At 38.7% G+C, this 13,949-nt stretch carries 27 protein-coding genes; all 27 read left to right on the forward strand.

Annotated elements, in window-relative coordinates:
- The first annotated feature begins 82 nt into the window (after positions 1-82).
- The 27 genes from tuf (at position 83) to rpmJ (ending at position 13,927) form a co-directional block, all read left to right on the forward strand.
- On the forward strand, positions 83-1,273 hold the full coding sequence (tuf, locus tag GHC26_RS14330) for an elongation factor Tu (protein ID WP_163971942.1): 1,191 nt from the start codon (positions 83-85) through the stop codon (positions 1,271-1,273).
- Between the two features lie 661 nt (positions 1,274-1,934).
- A complete protein-coding gene (gene rpsJ, locus GHC26_RS14335) occupies positions 1,935-2,243 on the forward strand; it encodes a 30S ribosomal protein S10 (protein ID WP_163971943.1) in 309 nt (102 codons plus the stop codon).
- A gap of 30 nt (positions 2,244-2,273) precedes the next feature.
- Complete coding sequence (gene rplC, locus GHC26_RS14340; RefSeq protein WP_163971944.1) at positions 2,274-2,903, forward strand: 50S ribosomal protein L3; 630 nt, start codon at positions 2,274-2,276, stop codon at positions 2,901-2,903.
- Positions 2,904-2,929: 26 nt separating this feature from the next.
- The gene (rplD, locus tag GHC26_RS14345) at positions 2,930-3,553 is read left to right on the forward strand and encodes a 50S ribosomal protein L4 (protein ID WP_163971945.1); all 624 of its coding nucleotides are present in this window, start codon (positions 2,930-2,932) and stop codon (positions 3,551-3,553) included.
- Positions 3,553-3,840 carry a 50S ribosomal protein L23 gene (gene rplW / locus GHC26_RS14350; protein WP_163971946.1) on the forward strand — a complete coding sequence of 96 codons (288 nt, stop codon included), beginning with the start codon at positions 3,553-3,555 and terminating at the stop codon, positions 3,838-3,840. Before rplD ends, rplW begins: the two co-directional genes overlap by 1 nt.
- A gap of 28 nt (positions 3,841-3,868) precedes the next feature.
- The gene (gene rplB / locus GHC26_RS14355; RefSeq protein WP_163971947.1) at positions 3,869-4,699 is read left to right on the forward strand and encodes a 50S ribosomal protein L2; all 831 of its coding nucleotides are present in this window, start codon (positions 3,869-3,871) and stop codon (positions 4,697-4,699) included.
- Between the two features lie 58 nt (positions 4,700-4,757).
- Positions 4,758-5,036 carry a 30S ribosomal protein S19 gene (gene rpsS / locus GHC26_RS14360; RefSeq protein ID WP_163971948.1) on the forward strand — a complete coding sequence of 93 codons (279 nt, stop codon included), beginning with the start codon at positions 4,758-4,760 and terminating at the stop codon, positions 5,034-5,036.
- Positions 5,037-5,055: 19 nt separating this feature from the next.
- Positions 5,056-5,397 (forward strand): 50S ribosomal protein L22, encoded by a 342-nt coding sequence (gene rplV, locus GHC26_RS14365; RefSeq protein WP_163971949.1) that lies wholly within the window; start codon positions 5,056-5,058, stop codon positions 5,395-5,397.
- 3 nt (positions 5,398-5,400) lie between these two features.
- A complete protein-coding gene (gene rpsC / locus GHC26_RS14370; protein WP_163971950.1) occupies positions 5,401-6,042 on the forward strand; it encodes a 30S ribosomal protein S3 in 642 nt (213 codons plus the stop codon).
- An 18-nt stretch (positions 6,043-6,060) separates the two neighbouring features.
- On the forward strand, positions 6,061-6,495 hold the full coding sequence (gene rplP / locus GHC26_RS14375; protein ID WP_163971951.1) for a 50S ribosomal protein L16: 435 nt from the start codon (positions 6,061-6,063) through the stop codon (positions 6,493-6,495).
- Positions 6,485-6,685 carry a 50S ribosomal protein L29 gene (rpmC, locus tag GHC26_RS14380; protein WP_163971952.1) on the forward strand — a complete coding sequence of 67 codons (201 nt, stop codon included), beginning with the start codon at positions 6,485-6,487 and terminating at the stop codon, positions 6,683-6,685. The genes rplP and rpmC overlap by 11 nt, the downstream gene beginning before the upstream one ends.
- A 25-nt stretch (positions 6,686-6,710) precedes the next feature.
- On the forward strand, positions 6,711-6,974 hold the full coding sequence (rpsQ, locus tag GHC26_RS14385; RefSeq protein ID WP_163971953.1) for a 30S ribosomal protein S17: 264 nt from the start codon (positions 6,711-6,713) through the stop codon (positions 6,972-6,974).
- A 43-nt stretch (positions 6,975-7,017) separates the two neighbouring features.
- Positions 7,018-7,386, forward strand: a complete 369-nt coding sequence (rplN, locus tag GHC26_RS14390; protein WP_163971954.1) for a 50S ribosomal protein L14 — start codon at positions 7,018-7,020, stop codon at positions 7,384-7,386.
- 37 nt (positions 7,387-7,423) lie between these two features.
- Positions 7,424-7,735: a 50S ribosomal protein L24 gene (rplX, locus tag GHC26_RS14395; protein WP_163971955.1), complete on the forward strand. Its 312-nt coding sequence runs from the start codon at positions 7,424-7,426 to the stop codon at positions 7,733-7,735.
- 26 nt (positions 7,736-7,761) lie between these two features.
- Complete coding sequence (gene rplE, locus GHC26_RS14400; RefSeq protein WP_163971956.1) at positions 7,762-8,301, forward strand: 50S ribosomal protein L5; 540 nt, start codon at positions 7,762-7,764, stop codon at positions 8,299-8,301.
- A 30-nt stretch (positions 8,302-8,331) separates the two neighbouring features.
- Positions 8,332-8,517 carry a type Z 30S ribosomal protein S14 gene (locus GHC26_RS14405; RefSeq protein WP_153729912.1) on the forward strand — a complete coding sequence of 62 codons (186 nt, stop codon included), beginning with the start codon at positions 8,332-8,334 and terminating at the stop codon, positions 8,515-8,517.
- Positions 8,518-8,546: 29 nt separating this feature from the next.
- Entirely contained in the window at positions 8,547-8,945 is a 399-nt protein-coding gene (gene rpsH / locus GHC26_RS14410) for a 30S ribosomal protein S8 (protein ID WP_163971957.1), read from the forward strand.
- 30 nt (positions 8,946-8,975) lie between these two features.
- Positions 8,976-9,512 carry a 50S ribosomal protein L6 gene (gene rplF / locus GHC26_RS14415; RefSeq protein ID WP_163971958.1) on the forward strand — a complete coding sequence of 179 codons (537 nt, stop codon included), beginning with the start codon at positions 8,976-8,978 and terminating at the stop codon, positions 9,510-9,512.
- Positions 9,513-9,544: 32 nt separating this feature from the next.
- Positions 9,545-9,907 carry a 50S ribosomal protein L18 gene (gene rplR / locus GHC26_RS14420; RefSeq protein ID WP_163971959.1) on the forward strand — a complete coding sequence of 121 codons (363 nt, stop codon included), beginning with the start codon at positions 9,545-9,547 and terminating at the stop codon, positions 9,905-9,907.
- 24 nt (positions 9,908-9,931) lie between these two features.
- A complete protein-coding gene (rpsE, locus tag GHC26_RS14425) occupies positions 9,932-10,435 on the forward strand; it encodes a 30S ribosomal protein S5 (protein WP_163971960.1) in 504 nt (167 codons plus the stop codon).
- A gap of 13 nt (positions 10,436-10,448) precedes the next feature.
- Positions 10,449-10,631, forward strand: coding sequence for a 50S ribosomal protein L30 (gene rpmD / locus GHC26_RS14430; protein ID WP_163971961.1), 183 nt, complete (start codon positions 10,449-10,451; stop codon positions 10,629-10,631).
- A 31-nt stretch (positions 10,632-10,662) separates the two neighbouring features.
- Entirely contained in the window at positions 10,663-11,103 is a 441-nt protein-coding gene (gene rplO / locus GHC26_RS14435) for a 50S ribosomal protein L15 (RefSeq protein WP_163971962.1), read from the forward strand.
- Entirely contained in the window at positions 11,103-12,395 is a 1,293-nt protein-coding gene (gene secY / locus GHC26_RS14440) for a preprotein translocase subunit SecY (RefSeq protein ID WP_163971963.1), read from the forward strand. Before rplO ends, secY begins: the two co-directional genes overlap by 1 nt.
- Positions 12,396-12,423: 28 nt before the next feature.
- A complete protein-coding gene (locus GHC26_RS14445) occupies positions 12,424-13,068 on the forward strand; it encodes an adenylate kinase (RefSeq protein WP_163971964.1) in 645 nt (214 codons plus the stop codon).
- A 179-nt stretch (positions 13,069-13,247) separates the two neighbouring features.
- Positions 13,248-13,583, forward strand: a complete 336-nt coding sequence (locus GHC26_RS14450; protein WP_163971965.1) for a KOW domain-containing RNA-binding protein — start codon at positions 13,248-13,250, stop codon at positions 13,581-13,583.
- Positions 13,561-13,779: a translation initiation factor IF-1 gene (infA, locus tag GHC26_RS14455; RefSeq protein ID WP_163971966.1), complete on the forward strand. Its 219-nt coding sequence runs from the start codon at positions 13,561-13,563 to the stop codon at positions 13,777-13,779. Before GHC26_RS14450 ends, infA begins: the two co-directional genes overlap by 23 nt.
- 34 nt (positions 13,780-13,813) lie before the next feature.
- Entirely contained in the window at positions 13,814-13,927 is a 114-nt protein-coding gene (gene rpmJ / locus GHC26_RS14460; protein ID WP_010095733.1) for a 50S ribosomal protein L36, read from the forward strand.
- Positions 13,928-13,949 lie beyond the last annotated feature (22 nt).

Here is a 13,949-nt window from a genome sequence, read left to right on the forward strand (position 1 = left end):
TGACATCTTGCTGTTGTTTCTTAGCTGAATATAAAAAACACATAATAAATACACTTTTACTTATTTAAAGGAGGAACTATAAATGTCTAAAGAAAAGTTCGATCGCTCAAAAAGTCACGTTAACATTGGAACAATTGGACACGTTGACCATGGTAAAACTACATTAACTGCTGCAATCACAACTACATTGCACAAAAAATCTGGTAAAGGTACTGCAATGGCATATGACCAAATCGACGGTGCTCCAGAAGAAAAAGAACGTGGAATTACTATTGCTACTTCTCACGTTGAATATGAAACAGACACTCGTCACTATGCACACGTTGACTGCCCAGGACACGCTGACTATGTTAAAAACATGATTACTGGTGCGGCACAAATGGACGGAGCTATCCTAGTAGTATCTGCTGCTGATGGTCCGATGCCACAAACTCGTGAGCATATCTTACTATCACGTAACGTTGGGGTACCTGCTATTGTTGTATTCCTTAACAAAACAGATATGGTAGACGATGAAGAATTACTAGAACTAGTAGAAATGGAAGTTCGTGATCTATTAACAGAATACGAATTCCCTGGTGATGATGTACCAGTAATTAAAGGTTCTGCTCTTAAAGCACTTGAAGGTGATGCAGATCATGAAGAAAAAATCTTTGAATTAATGGCTGCTGTTGATGAGTACATTCCAACTCCTGAACGTGACCATGACAAACCATTCATGATGCCAGTAGAGGATGTGTTCTCTATTACTGGTCGTGGTACAGTTGCTACAGGTCGTGTTGAACGTGGATCTGTTAAAGTTGGAGATGACGTAGAAATCATCGGTCTTGCAGAAGAATCTTCTAAAACAACTGTTACTGGTGTAGAAATGTTCCGTAAGCTTCTTGACTATGCTGAAGCTGGTGACAACATTGGTGCACTACTACGTGGTGTTGCTCGTGAAGATATTAACCGTGGACAAGTGCTTGCACAACCAGGTTCTATTACACCACATACAAATTTTAAAGCAGAAGTTTATGTTTTATCAAAAGAAGAAGGTGGACGTCACACTCCATTCTTTGCTAACTATCGTCCACAATTCTACTTTCGTACAACCGACGTAACAGGTGTTATCCAGTTACCAGAAGGAACGGAAATGGTTATGCCTGGAGATAACATTGAAATGGAAGTAGAACTAATTTCACCAATTGCGATTGAAGACGGTACTCGTTTCTCTATCCGTGAGGGTGGACGTACTGTTGGATCTGGTGTTGTAACTAACATCATTAAATAACTTAAATAGAAGCTAAACCAAGGCAGGTAACGAGTAACTCGTTACCTGCTTTTATGTAGTTAAAATTTGATGCTTATTAAGGATGGTTGTTAATTCGTAGTTGATGTTAATTGTAACGTACTTGATATCCACTTCGGATAAGTAATCCCTTTCGACGCTATTAATGTTTAAATATAAAAACGGAATGACGATTCATCCAAAAAAACTAGTCGGTTCCTCTTTCCGCTATTGATAAGAAAAGCACTATTTTTAAGAAGATCAAGGTTAATCATCATGATAAATATAGGTAAAGCATGTAAAAGACAAGAAGTTCGTGAAAATTTATAATAAATTACGACATACTAGAGGAATAAAAATGTCTACTTTATTCATCCCTGAAACTTAGGTTGTTTTCTCTTCCAAACATACCCATCAAAAAGTTTGTAGTCTCCCTTGCATTCGAGTGAAAAAGTATGTATAATTCTTAGATGTGCACTCGAGTAGGTTTATCCCTAATAAGGGTTGCACAGGCCAATGTTTTTCTATATAATATTAATGTTGGTCATTAAAGGCGATGATGCGAAAGGTTGTTGACACACCCGGCCCCTTTGCCATGGCGAGTGTTCAAGAAATTTTCGCGGAGAATGTCTGTAATAATATAGGCGACAAAGGAGGGAAAATAATGGCAAAAGAAAAGATTAGAATCCGATTAAAAGCATACGATCATCGTATTTTAGATCAATCATCCGAGAAAATAGTGGATACGGCGAAACGTTCTGGTGCAAATGTGTCAGGGCCAATTCCGTTACCAACTGAAAAATCGGTTTACACTGTATTACGTGCGGTGCACAAATACAAGGATTCTCGTGAGCAATTCGAAATGCGTACACATAAACGCTTAATCGATATTGTTAATCCAACACCACAAACAGTCGATTCGCTAATGCGTCTTGATTTACCATCTGGTGTGGACATTGAAATTAAATTATAAAATAAAAGATTATTATAGGAGGTGTAACGGATGACGAAAGGAATCTTAGGTCGAAAAGTCGGCATGACACAGTTGTTTTCTGACGAAGGTGAATTAATTCCAGTAACTGTAATCCAAGCCGAACCAAATGTTGTTTTACAAAAACGTACGATAGAAAATGATGGCTATGAGGCATTACAACTAGGTTTTAGTGACCAAAAAGAATCGCGAACGAATAAAGCCGAAAAAGGTCATGCTGAAAAAGCAAACACAACCCCTAAGCGCTACATTCGTGAAATCCGTAACGCAAATCTTGATGAATATGAAGTTGGTCAAGAAATTAGCGTAGAAGAATTTCAAGCTGGCGATAAAATTGATGTGACAGGAACTTCTAAGGGGAAAGGATTCCAAGGTTCTATTAAACGTCACAACCAACAACGTGGGCCGATGTCACACGGAAGTCATTACCATAGAAGCCCTGGTTCATTAGGTGCTATTGACCCAATGCGTGTATTTAAAGGTAGACCATTACCAGGACAAATGGGTGGCGATCAAATTACGATTCAAAATTTAGAAGTTGTGAAAGTAGATACTGAGCGTAACCTATTACTAATTAAAGGAAACGTTCCAGGTGCAAAAAAATCATTCATCAAAATCACGAGTGCATTAAAGGCTAACTAATCATAGATACGAAGGGAGGATATGTCATGCCTAAAGTAGCACTATTAAAACAGGACGGTTCTCAAGCTGGAGAAGTAGAATTAAATGATGCTGTATTCGGTATTGAACCAAACACACATGTATTGCATGAGGCTGTTGTCATGCAACGCGCTTCATTACGTCAAGGTACACACGCTGTTAAAAACCGCTCTGAGGTTCGTGGTGGTGGTCGTAAACCATGGAGACAAAAAGGGACAGGACGTGCTCGTCAAGGTTCTATACGTTCACCACAATGGGTAGGTGGAGGAACAGTATTTGGTCCTACACCACGTAGTTACAGCTATAAGTTGCCGAAGAAAGTACGTCGTTTAGCATTGAAATCAGCTCTTTCTTCTAAAGCTAAAGAAGAAAATCTAATTGTAGTAGATAGCATTGCTATTGAAGCTCCAAAAACAAAAGAAGTTGTGAAAATGCTAGATGCATTAAAAGCTGGCGAAAAAGCATTGATCATTACTGCTGAAAAAGATGAAAATGTCATTCGTTCTGCTAACAACCTACCATCTGTAAATGTACTTACAGTGGAAGAAGTTAATGTATTAGACTTGCTTACGCATGACAAGCTGATCTTAACGAAGGATGCAGCTGAAAAAGCAGGGGAGGTGCTTGCATAATGAAAGATCCACGTGATATTATTAAGCGCCCTGTCATTACAGAACACTCTGCAGATTTAATGGCAGAAAAGAAATATACCTTTGAAGTAGATACAAAAGCAAACAAAACCCAAATAAAAGACGCTATCGAAAGTGTTTTTGGCGTTGAAGTTGTAAAAGTAAACACAATGAACTTAAAAGGTAAATTTAAGCGAATGGGACGTTACGGTGGCTATCGCGCTGATCGCAAAAAAGCGGTTGTGCAACTAAGTGAAGATAGTAAAGAACTAGATTTCTTTGAAGCTTAACATTAAAATAACGTAAGGAGGGAAAACGATGGCGATTAAAAAATTTAAACCAACATCAAATGGTAGACGAAATATGTCTGTATCTGACTTTGCAGAGATTACAACAGATACGCCTGAAAAATCTCTATTAAGTCCATTACACAAACGCGGTGGACGTAATAGCCAAGGTAAACTAACAGTTCGTCATCAAGGTGGCGGTCATAAGCGTCAATACCGTATTATCGATTTTAAACGTGATAAAGATGGAATACCAGGACGCGTTGCTACGATAGAATATGATCCGAACCGTACAGCAAACATCGCATTAATTCATTATGCAGATGGAGAAAAACGCTATATCTTAGCTCCAAAAGGATTGAAAGTAGGTCAACAAATCGAATCTGGTGAAAATGCGGATATTAAATTAGGTAATGCACTTGCATTACAGGACATCCCAATTGGTACGATCATCCATAATATTGAGCTAAAGCCAGGACGTGGAGGACAACTTGCACGTTCAGCAGGAGCAGAAGCTCAAATTCTAGGACGTGAAGGTAAGTATAGCCTAGTACGCCTAGCATCTGGAGAAGTTCGTCTTGTTTTGTCAACTTGCCGCGGGACAGTAGGTCAGGTTGGTAACTTAGAACATGAACTTATCCGTGTAGGTAAAGCTGGTCGTTCTCGTTGGTTAGGCAAACGCCCAACTGTACGTGGATCTGTTATGAACCCAAGTGATCACCCACACGGTGGTGGTGAAGGACGTGCACCAATCGGACGTAAATCACCTATGTCACCATGGGGTAAACCAACTCTTGGTTACAAAACACGTAAACGTAATAAAGCAACTGACAAATATATTGTTCGCAAACGTAAAAAATAACGGATTAATAGGCGGGCATAATAGACTCGTTTCTTAACTCTAAAAAGGAGGTTTATCCATGGGTCGAAGTTTAAAAAAAGGACCTTTTGCAGATGACCATCTGTTAAAAAAGATCGAAAACTTAAATGAAGCGGATAAAAAACAGGTTATAAAAACTTGGTCTCGTCGTTCTACTATATTCCCTAATTTTGTTGGTCATACTATTGCTGTATATGATGGACGCAAGCATGTACCTGTCTATATTACAGAAGACATGGTTGGACACAAATTAGGAGAATTCGCACCAACCCGTACGTTTAAAGGGCACGCCGGCGATGACAAGAAAACAAAACGCTAATGAGAGGAGGCGCTAAAGCATGCAAGCTAAAGCAGTAGCAAAATCTGTACGTATTGCTCCTCGTAAAGTACGATTAGTCGTTGATTTAATTCGAGGAAAAGATGTAGGTGAAGCAATCGCCATTCTTCGTCACACACAACGTGGAGCATCTCCAGTTGTTGAGAAGGTGTTGAATTCTGCGATTGCCAATGCAGAGCATAACTATGAAATGGATCCTGATAACCTAGTTATTTCTGAGGCGTTCGTAAACGAAGGAATAACACTTAAACGTTTTCGTCCACGTGCACAAGGGCGTGCTAGTAAAATCAATAAACGCACAAGCCACATTACAGTGGTTTTAACAGAAAAGAAGGAGGGATAGTTAGTGGGTCAAAAAGTTAATCCTAAAGGTCTTCGTGTAGGCGTTATCCGTGACTGGGAATCTAAATGGTATGCTGGCAAAGACTATGCAGACTTTCTACATGAAGATATTAAAATAAGAGAATATCTTGAAAACCGTTTAAAAAAAGCTGCTGTTTCTTCTATTGATATTGAACGTGCAGCAAATCGTGTGAACATTACCATCTATACTGGAAAACCAGGAATGGTTATTGGTAAAGGCGGTTCCGAAGTAGAAGCACTTCGTAAATCATTAAACCAATTAACAGGCAAACGTGTTCATATAAATATTGTCGAAGTCAAAAAAGTTGATCTTAATGCAACATTAGTAGCAGAAAACATTGCTCGCCAATTAGAAAATCGTATTTCCTTCCGTCGTGCACAAAAACAAGCAATTCAACGTGCAATGCGCGGTGGAGCAAAAGGGATTAAAACACAAGTTTCTGGTCGTCTAGGCGGAGCAGATATCGCTCGTGCAGAACATTACAGCGAAGGGACAGTACCACTACACACTTTACGTGCTGACATTGATTATGGTACAGCGGAAGCAGACACAACTTATGGTAAATTAGGTGTCAAAGTGTGGATCTATCGTGGAGAAGTCCTTCCAACTAAAACTGACAAATAAGGAAGGGGGAAATGCATTATGTTAATGCCTAAACGTGTAAAATATCGTAGACAACATCGTGGTCGCATGAGAGGTCAAGCGAAAGGCGGTACTACAGTAGCATTTGGTGAGTACGGTCTACAAGCAGTTGAATCTTCTTGGATCACAAGCCGTCAAATTGAGGCAGCTCGTATTGCAATGACTCGTTACATGAAACGTGGCGGTAAAGTTTGGATTAAAATATTCCCTGATAAGCCATACACTGCAAAACCTCTAGAGGTTCGTATGGGTTCTGGTAAGGGTGCTCCTGAAGGATGGGTAGCAGTAGTAAAACCAGGAAAAATTATGTTTGAAATCGCTGGTGTATCAGAAGAAGTTGCACGTGAAGCGTTGCGTCTTGCTTCTCATAAACTACCGATTAAAACGAAATTCGTAAAACGTGAAGAAATTGGTGGTGAAATCAATGAAGGCTAATGAAATTAGAGAACTAACCACTGCCGAAATTGAACAAAAGGTAAAATCTTTAAAAGAAGAACTATTTAATTTACGCTTTCAACTTGCAACTGGTCAATTAGAAAATACTGCACGTATCCGTGAAGTAAAAAAATCTATTGCCCGTCTTAAAACAGTTGTACGTGAACGTGAGTTAAGCGTAAATAACTAATTGATGAGAGGAGGTTAGCCTCAAAATGAGTGAACGTCAAAATCGTAAAGTATACACAGGCCGTGTTGTATCAGATAAAATGGATAAGACCATTACCGTTTTGGTAGAAACGTATAAATTCCATAAATTATATGGGAAACGTGTTAAATATTCTAAAAAGTTTAAAACACATGATGAAAATAACCAAGCTAAAATCGGTGATGTTGTTCGCATCATGGAAACTCGTCCCCTTTCAGCTACCAAACGATTCCGTTTAGTAGAAGTGGTTGAGGAAGCGGTAATTATATAATTAAAGATTCGCGTATAAAGATGCGAAGGGAGGTCTCAAGCGTATGATTCAACAAGAAACTCGCTTAAAGGTTGCAGATAACTCTGGTGCACGAGAAGTTTTGGCTGTCAAAGTATTAGGTGGATCAGGACGTAAAACTGCTAATATTGGTGATGTTATCGTTTGTACGGTGAAACAAGCAACACCAGGAGGCGTTGTTAAAAAAGGTGAAGTAGTTAAAGCTGTAGTCGTTCGTACAAAATCTGGTGTACGCCGTAAAGATGGATCATATATTCGTTTTGATGAAAATGCTGCCGTAATTATCCGTGATGATAAAAGTCCAAGAGGCACACGTATCTTCGGACCAGTTGCGCGTGAATTACGTGATGCAAAATTCATGAAAATCGTATCTCTAGCTCCAGAAGTTCTATAAAGCGAAAGATTTGACCTTGTAAGGAGGTGCGTAAAGCATGCATGTAAAAAAAGGTGATAAAGTAAAAGTGATTACAGGAAAAGACCGTGGTAAAGAAGGTACCATTTTAGAAGCTTATCCAAAAAAGGAACGTGTTCTTGTAGAAGGAATTAACATGATCAAAAAACATGCAAAACCATCACAAGATAATCCACAAGGTGGAATTCTTAACCAAGAAGCACCTATTCACGTTTCTAACGTAATGCCAATTGATCCAAAATCTGGTGAGCCAACACGAGTTGGATATGAAGTTCGGGATGGAAAGAAAGTACGTATTGCAAAAAAATCTGGTGAAGCATTAGATAAATAGTCTGCAGGTGAAAGGAGGGCGACATAATGAATGATTTAAAACGCCAATATCAAGATGAAGTACTACCATCTTTGATGAAAAAATTCAACTATGATTCTGTAATGCAAGCTCCAGCAATCGAAAAAATTGTCATCAACATGGGTGTTGGAGATGCAGTGCAAAACTCTAAGGCATTAGACAATGCTGTAGAAGAACTTTCATTAATTTCTGGTCAAAAACCAACGATTACACGCGCGAAAAAGTCTATTGCAGGATTCCGTCTACGTGAAGGAATGCCAATTGGTGCAAAGGTTACTTTACGTGGAGAGCGTATGTATGAGTTTTTACAAAAATTAATTGCCGTTTCACTACCACGTGTACGTGACTTCCGTGGTATTTCCAAGAAAGCATTTGATGGTCGTGGAAACTATACATTGGGTGTGAAAGAACAACTAATTTTCCCAGAGATTAATTACGATAAAGTCAATAAAGTTCGTGGTATGGATATCGTTATTGTAACAACATCCAATACTGATGAAGAAGCTCGTGAACTTTTAGCTCAGCTAGGCATGCCTTTCCAAAAATAAGCAATAGAGCTAATAGAAGGAGGGAAAATTGTGGCTAAAAAATCAATGATCGCAAAACAGAAGCGAGACCAAAAATTCAAAGTACGTGAATATACACGTTGTGAACGTTGTGGTCGTCCGCACTCTGTGATCCGCAAATTTAAACTTTGCCGTATTTGTTTCCGTGAACTTGCCTATAAAGGTCAAATTCCTGGTGTCAAAAAAGCAAGCTGGTAAACCCCGATTTGGGAAGGAGGTAATGATTAATGGTTATGACAGATCCAATTGCAGATATGCTAACTCGTATTCGTAATGCTAACATGGTGCGCCATGATAAGTTAGAGCTTCCGGCTTCTAAACTTAAAAGAGAAATCGCTGATATCCTTAAACGTGAAGGATTTGTACGTGATTATGAATTCATTGAAGATGATAAACAAGGTGTTCTGCGTATTTTCCTTAAGTACGGTGCAAACGATGAACGAGTAATTACAGGTATTAAACGTATTAGTAAGCCAGGACTACGTGTTTATGCAAAAGCTGATGAAGTACCTCGTGTACTAAATGGCTTAGGAATTGCAATCGTATCAACATCTAATGGTGTTCTTTCTGATAAAGAAGCACGTTCTCAAGCTGTTGGTGGCGAAGTTCTAGCATATGTTTGGTAATTAACATTTTTAAGACAGGAGGTGCATGGAATGTCACGTATAGGTCTAAAACCGGTAGAAATTCCAGACGGTGTAGAAGTTAAACTTAATGACAACACTGTTACAGTAAAAGGCCCTAAAGGGGAATTGACTAGAGAATTTCATTCAGATATGAAAATTGTAATTGAAGATAACGTTCTAACTGTTGAGCGTCCTAGTGATAATAAAGCACACCGCTCATTACATGGAACTACTCGTAGCCTTATTGGTAATATGGTTGAAGGTGTTCATAAAGGTTTTGAGAAAAACCTAGAAATTAATGGTGTCGGATATCGTGCACAAAAACAAGGTAATAAAGTTGTGGTTAACGCTGGTTATTCACATCCAGTTGAAATCGAACCACAAGATGGTATTGAAATTGATGTTCCAAAAAATACCCAAATCATCGTAAAGGGAATCGATAAAGAATTGGTTGGTGCTGTTGCAGCCAACATCCGAGCTATTCGTCCACCTGAACCTTATAAAGGAAAAGGTATTCGTTATGCAAATGAATATGTTCGTCGCAAAGAAGGTAAAACTGCTAAATAAGGTTAGTTAGGGAGTAGAAAGGAGTGACCTAGATGATCACAAAGCCTGACAAAAATGAAGTACGCAAAAGAAGACATACACGCGTTCGTAAAAACTTATTCGGCACTGAAGAGCGTCCACGTCTAAATGTGTACCGTTCAAATAAAAACATTTATGTTCAACTTATTAATGACATGAATGGAACAACAGTAGCAAGTGCTTCTACGGTAGATAAAGATATTAATGTTGAGTCTACTAGTAATACAGAAGCTGCTGTAAAAGTCGGAGAATTAATTGCAAAACGTGCCCAAGATAAAGGTTATAAATCAGTTGTGTTTGATCGTGGAGGCTACCTTTATCATGGTCGTGTAAAAGCATTAGCAGATGCTGCTCGCCAAGCAGGTTTAGAATTTTAATAGATAAAGGAGGGAACCTTTTAGATGAATAATCACATTGATCCGAACAAATTAGATTTGGAAGAACGTGTTGTTACGATTAACCGTGTTGCTAAAGTAGTGAAAGGTGGTCGACGTTTCCGTTTCGCTGCATTAGTAGTGGTTGGTGATAAAAATGGTCATGTAGGCTTCGGTACAGGGAAAGCACTTGAAGTACCAGAAGCGATTAAAAAAGCTATTGATGATGCAAAGAAAAACTTAATTACGGTTCCTATCGTAGGAACGACTATTCCACACGAAATTCATGGACGCTATGGTTCAGGAAACGTTTTAATGAAACCAGCAACAGAAGGTACAGGAGTTATCTCTGGTGGTCCAGTTCGTGCGGTACTTGAATTAGCTGGTGTAGGTGATATTTTAACTAAATCACTTGGGTCAAACACACCTATTAACATGGTACGTGCTACGCTAAATGGACTTTCGAATTTAAAACGTGCAGAAGATGTAGCAAAACTACGTGGAAAATCCGTAGAAGAACTGTTAGGATAAGGAGGGAAACACTATGTCTAAAAAATTAGAAATCACCCTCACGCGCAGTGTTATCGGGAGAAAAGAAGCACAACGTAAAACAGTAGAAACACTAGGTCTTAAAAAAATTCACCAATCCGTAGTACGTGAAGATACGCCAGCCCTTCGCGGTATGATTGATAAAGTATCTCATCTCGTAACGGTAAAAGAAGTGTAATATAAACAAAGCGTAAAGAGGAGGTGCAAACATGAAACTTCATGAACTAAAGGCATCAGAAGGAACTCGTAAAAATCGTAATCGTGTAGGCCGTGGAATGTCTTCTGGTAACGGTAAAACTTCTGGAAGAGGACATAAAGGGCAAAAAGCACGTTCAGGTGGAGGCACACGCCCAGGTTTTGAAGGTGGCCAAATGCCATTATTCCAACGTTTGCCTAAGCGTGGATTTACCAATATTCATCGTAAAGAATTTGCAATTGTGAACTTAGATGCGCTTAATCGTTTTGAAGACGGCACAGAAATCACCCCTGAGCTATTGCTAGAAGAAGGTGTCGTAAAGAAAACCAAGGCTGGAATTAAAGTACTTGGTGATGGTAACGTCGATAAAAAAGTAACAGTAAAAGCTCATAAGTTCTCTGCTTCAGCGAAAGAAGCAATTGAAGCAGCGGGCGGTAAAACAGAGGTGATTTAATGTTCCGCACAATCTCCAATTTTATGCGCATAGGTGATATTAGACGGAAGATCATTTTCACATTACTTATGTTGATTGTTTTCCGTCTAGGCACTTTCATTCCTGTACCATATACAGATAAGGAAGCAATTGATTTTATGAACCAGCAAAATGTGTTCGGCTTTTTAAACACATTTGGTGGTGGTGCATTACAAAACTTCTCCATTTTCGCGATGGGGATTATGCCATACATCACTGCCTCGATTATCATGCAATTGTTGCAAATGGATGTAGTACCTAAATTCACTGAGTGGAAAAAGCAAGGTGAAATGGGTCGTAAAAAAATTGCTCAAGTAACTCGTTATGGTACAGTTGTCTTAGCCTTCATTCAAGCGATCGCTATGTCAATTGGGTTTAATGCGATGGCAGGAGGCTTATTAATACAAGATCCTAACGTAATGAAGTTCTTAATTATTGCAATTGTACTAACAAGTGGAACGACATTTTTAATGTGGCTTGGTGAGCAAATTACAGCAAACGGTGTAGGAAATGGTATATCCATTTTAATTTTTGCTGGTATTGTTGCAGCTGTCCCAAATGGAGTTCAACAACTATATAGCCAGTATTTTGTAAACCCTGGTGATGAGTTGTTTATTAACATTATTATTGTCTTGTTAATTGCATTGGTGGTTGTTGCAGTAACGGTTGGTGTTATCTTTATACAACAAGCGTTGCGTAAAATACCAATTCAATATGCTAAAAAACTTGTTAACCGTTCTCCAGTAGGTGGTCATTCTACCCATCTTCCGTTGAAAGTAAATGCTGCAGGGGTTATTCCAGTAATCTTTGCGATTGCATTTATTATTGCACCAAGAACGATTGCAAGCTTCTTTGAAGGTAGTAACATTGCCTCAACGGTTGAAATGATCTTTGATTATACACAACCAATTGGAATGGTCATTTATGTGGCATTAATTATTGCCTTTACGTATTTCTATACATTTGTTCAAGTGAACCCTGAACAAATGGCAGAGAACCTACAAAAGCAAGGTGGATATATTCCAGGGATTCGACCAGGAAAAAACACAGAAACATATCTTACCCGAGTAATGTATCGTTTAACATTTGTTGGATCGATCTTCTTAGCAGCTGTTTCTGTACTACCAATACTATTAGGTGGATTGGCCAACCTACCACAAGCAGTGCAAATCGGTGGCACAAGCTTACTAATTGTTGTAGGTGTGGCATTACAAACAATGAAGCAACTAGAAAGTCAACTAGTAAAACGACATTATAAAGGATTTATTAAGTAAGTCCACCAATGAGAGCGAGGGGAAAGTTGTGAATTTAATCTTGATGGGTTTACCTGGTGCTGGTAAAGGTACACAGGCTGAGAAAATTAGCGAGAAATATAACATCCCTCATATTTCAACAGGTGATATGTTCCGTCAGGCTATTAAAGATGGAACCGAACTTGGTAAAAAAGCAAAGGCGTATATGGATCAAGGTGACCTTGTTCCTGACGAAGTAACAGTCGGTATTGTGAAAGAGCGTCTTGCAAAAGATGATTGTGAAAAAGGATTTTTATTGGATGGATTTCCTCGGACAATTCAACAAGCAGAATCCTTACAAACTATCTTACAAGAGCTAGGCGAATCGATTGATTATGTGTTACATGTCGATGTACCAGAGGAAAAATTAGTGGAGCGTCTAACGGGGCGTAGAATTTGTCCAACATGTGGTAAAGCTTATCATGTTATTTATAACCCACCGAAAGAGGCTGGGAAGTGTGATAAAGATGGTTCGGCGTTAATCCAACGAGAAGATGATCAGCTAGAAACGGTTAAAAATCGCTTGGAGGTTAACAAAAAGCAAGCACAGCCGTTATTGGATTTCTATCATGATAAAGGATATCTCGTTACAATCAATGGTGAACAAGATATTGATCTAGTATTTAAAGATATTCAGGCAAAACTAGAACAATAATAACAAGATTATTCTGATCAAGAAAATACCATTTTGCAAAAGCTAAATGATTATATATCCTAAGCAACACAACTAACTGTGTAGCTTGGTATATAGGTGACACAAGGTGTTAAGAGTAATGTAAAAGGTGTGCTTATAATTTTAAGGCGTAGAAATCGCCTAGGCGAAGGTGATCGTTGTTGAGCGAAACGGATTCCATTCCGAGGATAGGTCAAGTTGTTCGTATTATACAAGGACGTGATACAGGCCAATACGCGATTGTCATGCAAGTGATTGATGGTCGGTTTGTACTGCTAGCAGATGGAGAAAAGCGTAAATATGATCGACCAAAGAAAAAGAATCTACATCATATTGAAGTAATGGATTATATATCTCCAGAAGTCCAAAACAGCCTTCTAGAAACTGGTCGTGTCACAAATGGTAAATTACGATTTGCCATAGCTAAATTTGTAGGTGAGGTAGTGACTGATTTGAAGAAGGGAGATCAACACGATGGCGAAAGACGATGTAATTGAAGTGGAAGGTACCGTACAAGAAACATTGCCAAATGCAATGTTTAAAGTAGAGCTTGAAAATGGCCATACGGTCTTAGCACATGTTTCTGGTAAAATCCGTATGCATTTCATCCGTATTTTACCAGGTGATAAAGTAACGGTAGAACTATCACCATATGATTTAACAAAGGGACGAATTACGTACCGTTATAAATAATGAGCAAGCTCCGATCTAAAAGGAGGTAAAGATGATGAAAGTAAGAGCATCTGTCAAACCAATTTGCGAAAAATGTAAAGTTATTAAACGTAAGGGTAAAGTAATGGTGATTTGCGAAAACCCGAAACACAAGCAAAAACAAGGCTAAACGAAAAGGAGGTGCAACCAAT

The sequence above is a fragment of the Oceanobacillus halotolerans genome (assembly GCF_010993955.1).
Classification (GTDB): Bacteria; Bacillota; Bacilli; order Bacillales; family Amphibacillaceae; genus Oceanibacillus_A; species Oceanibacillus_A halotolerans.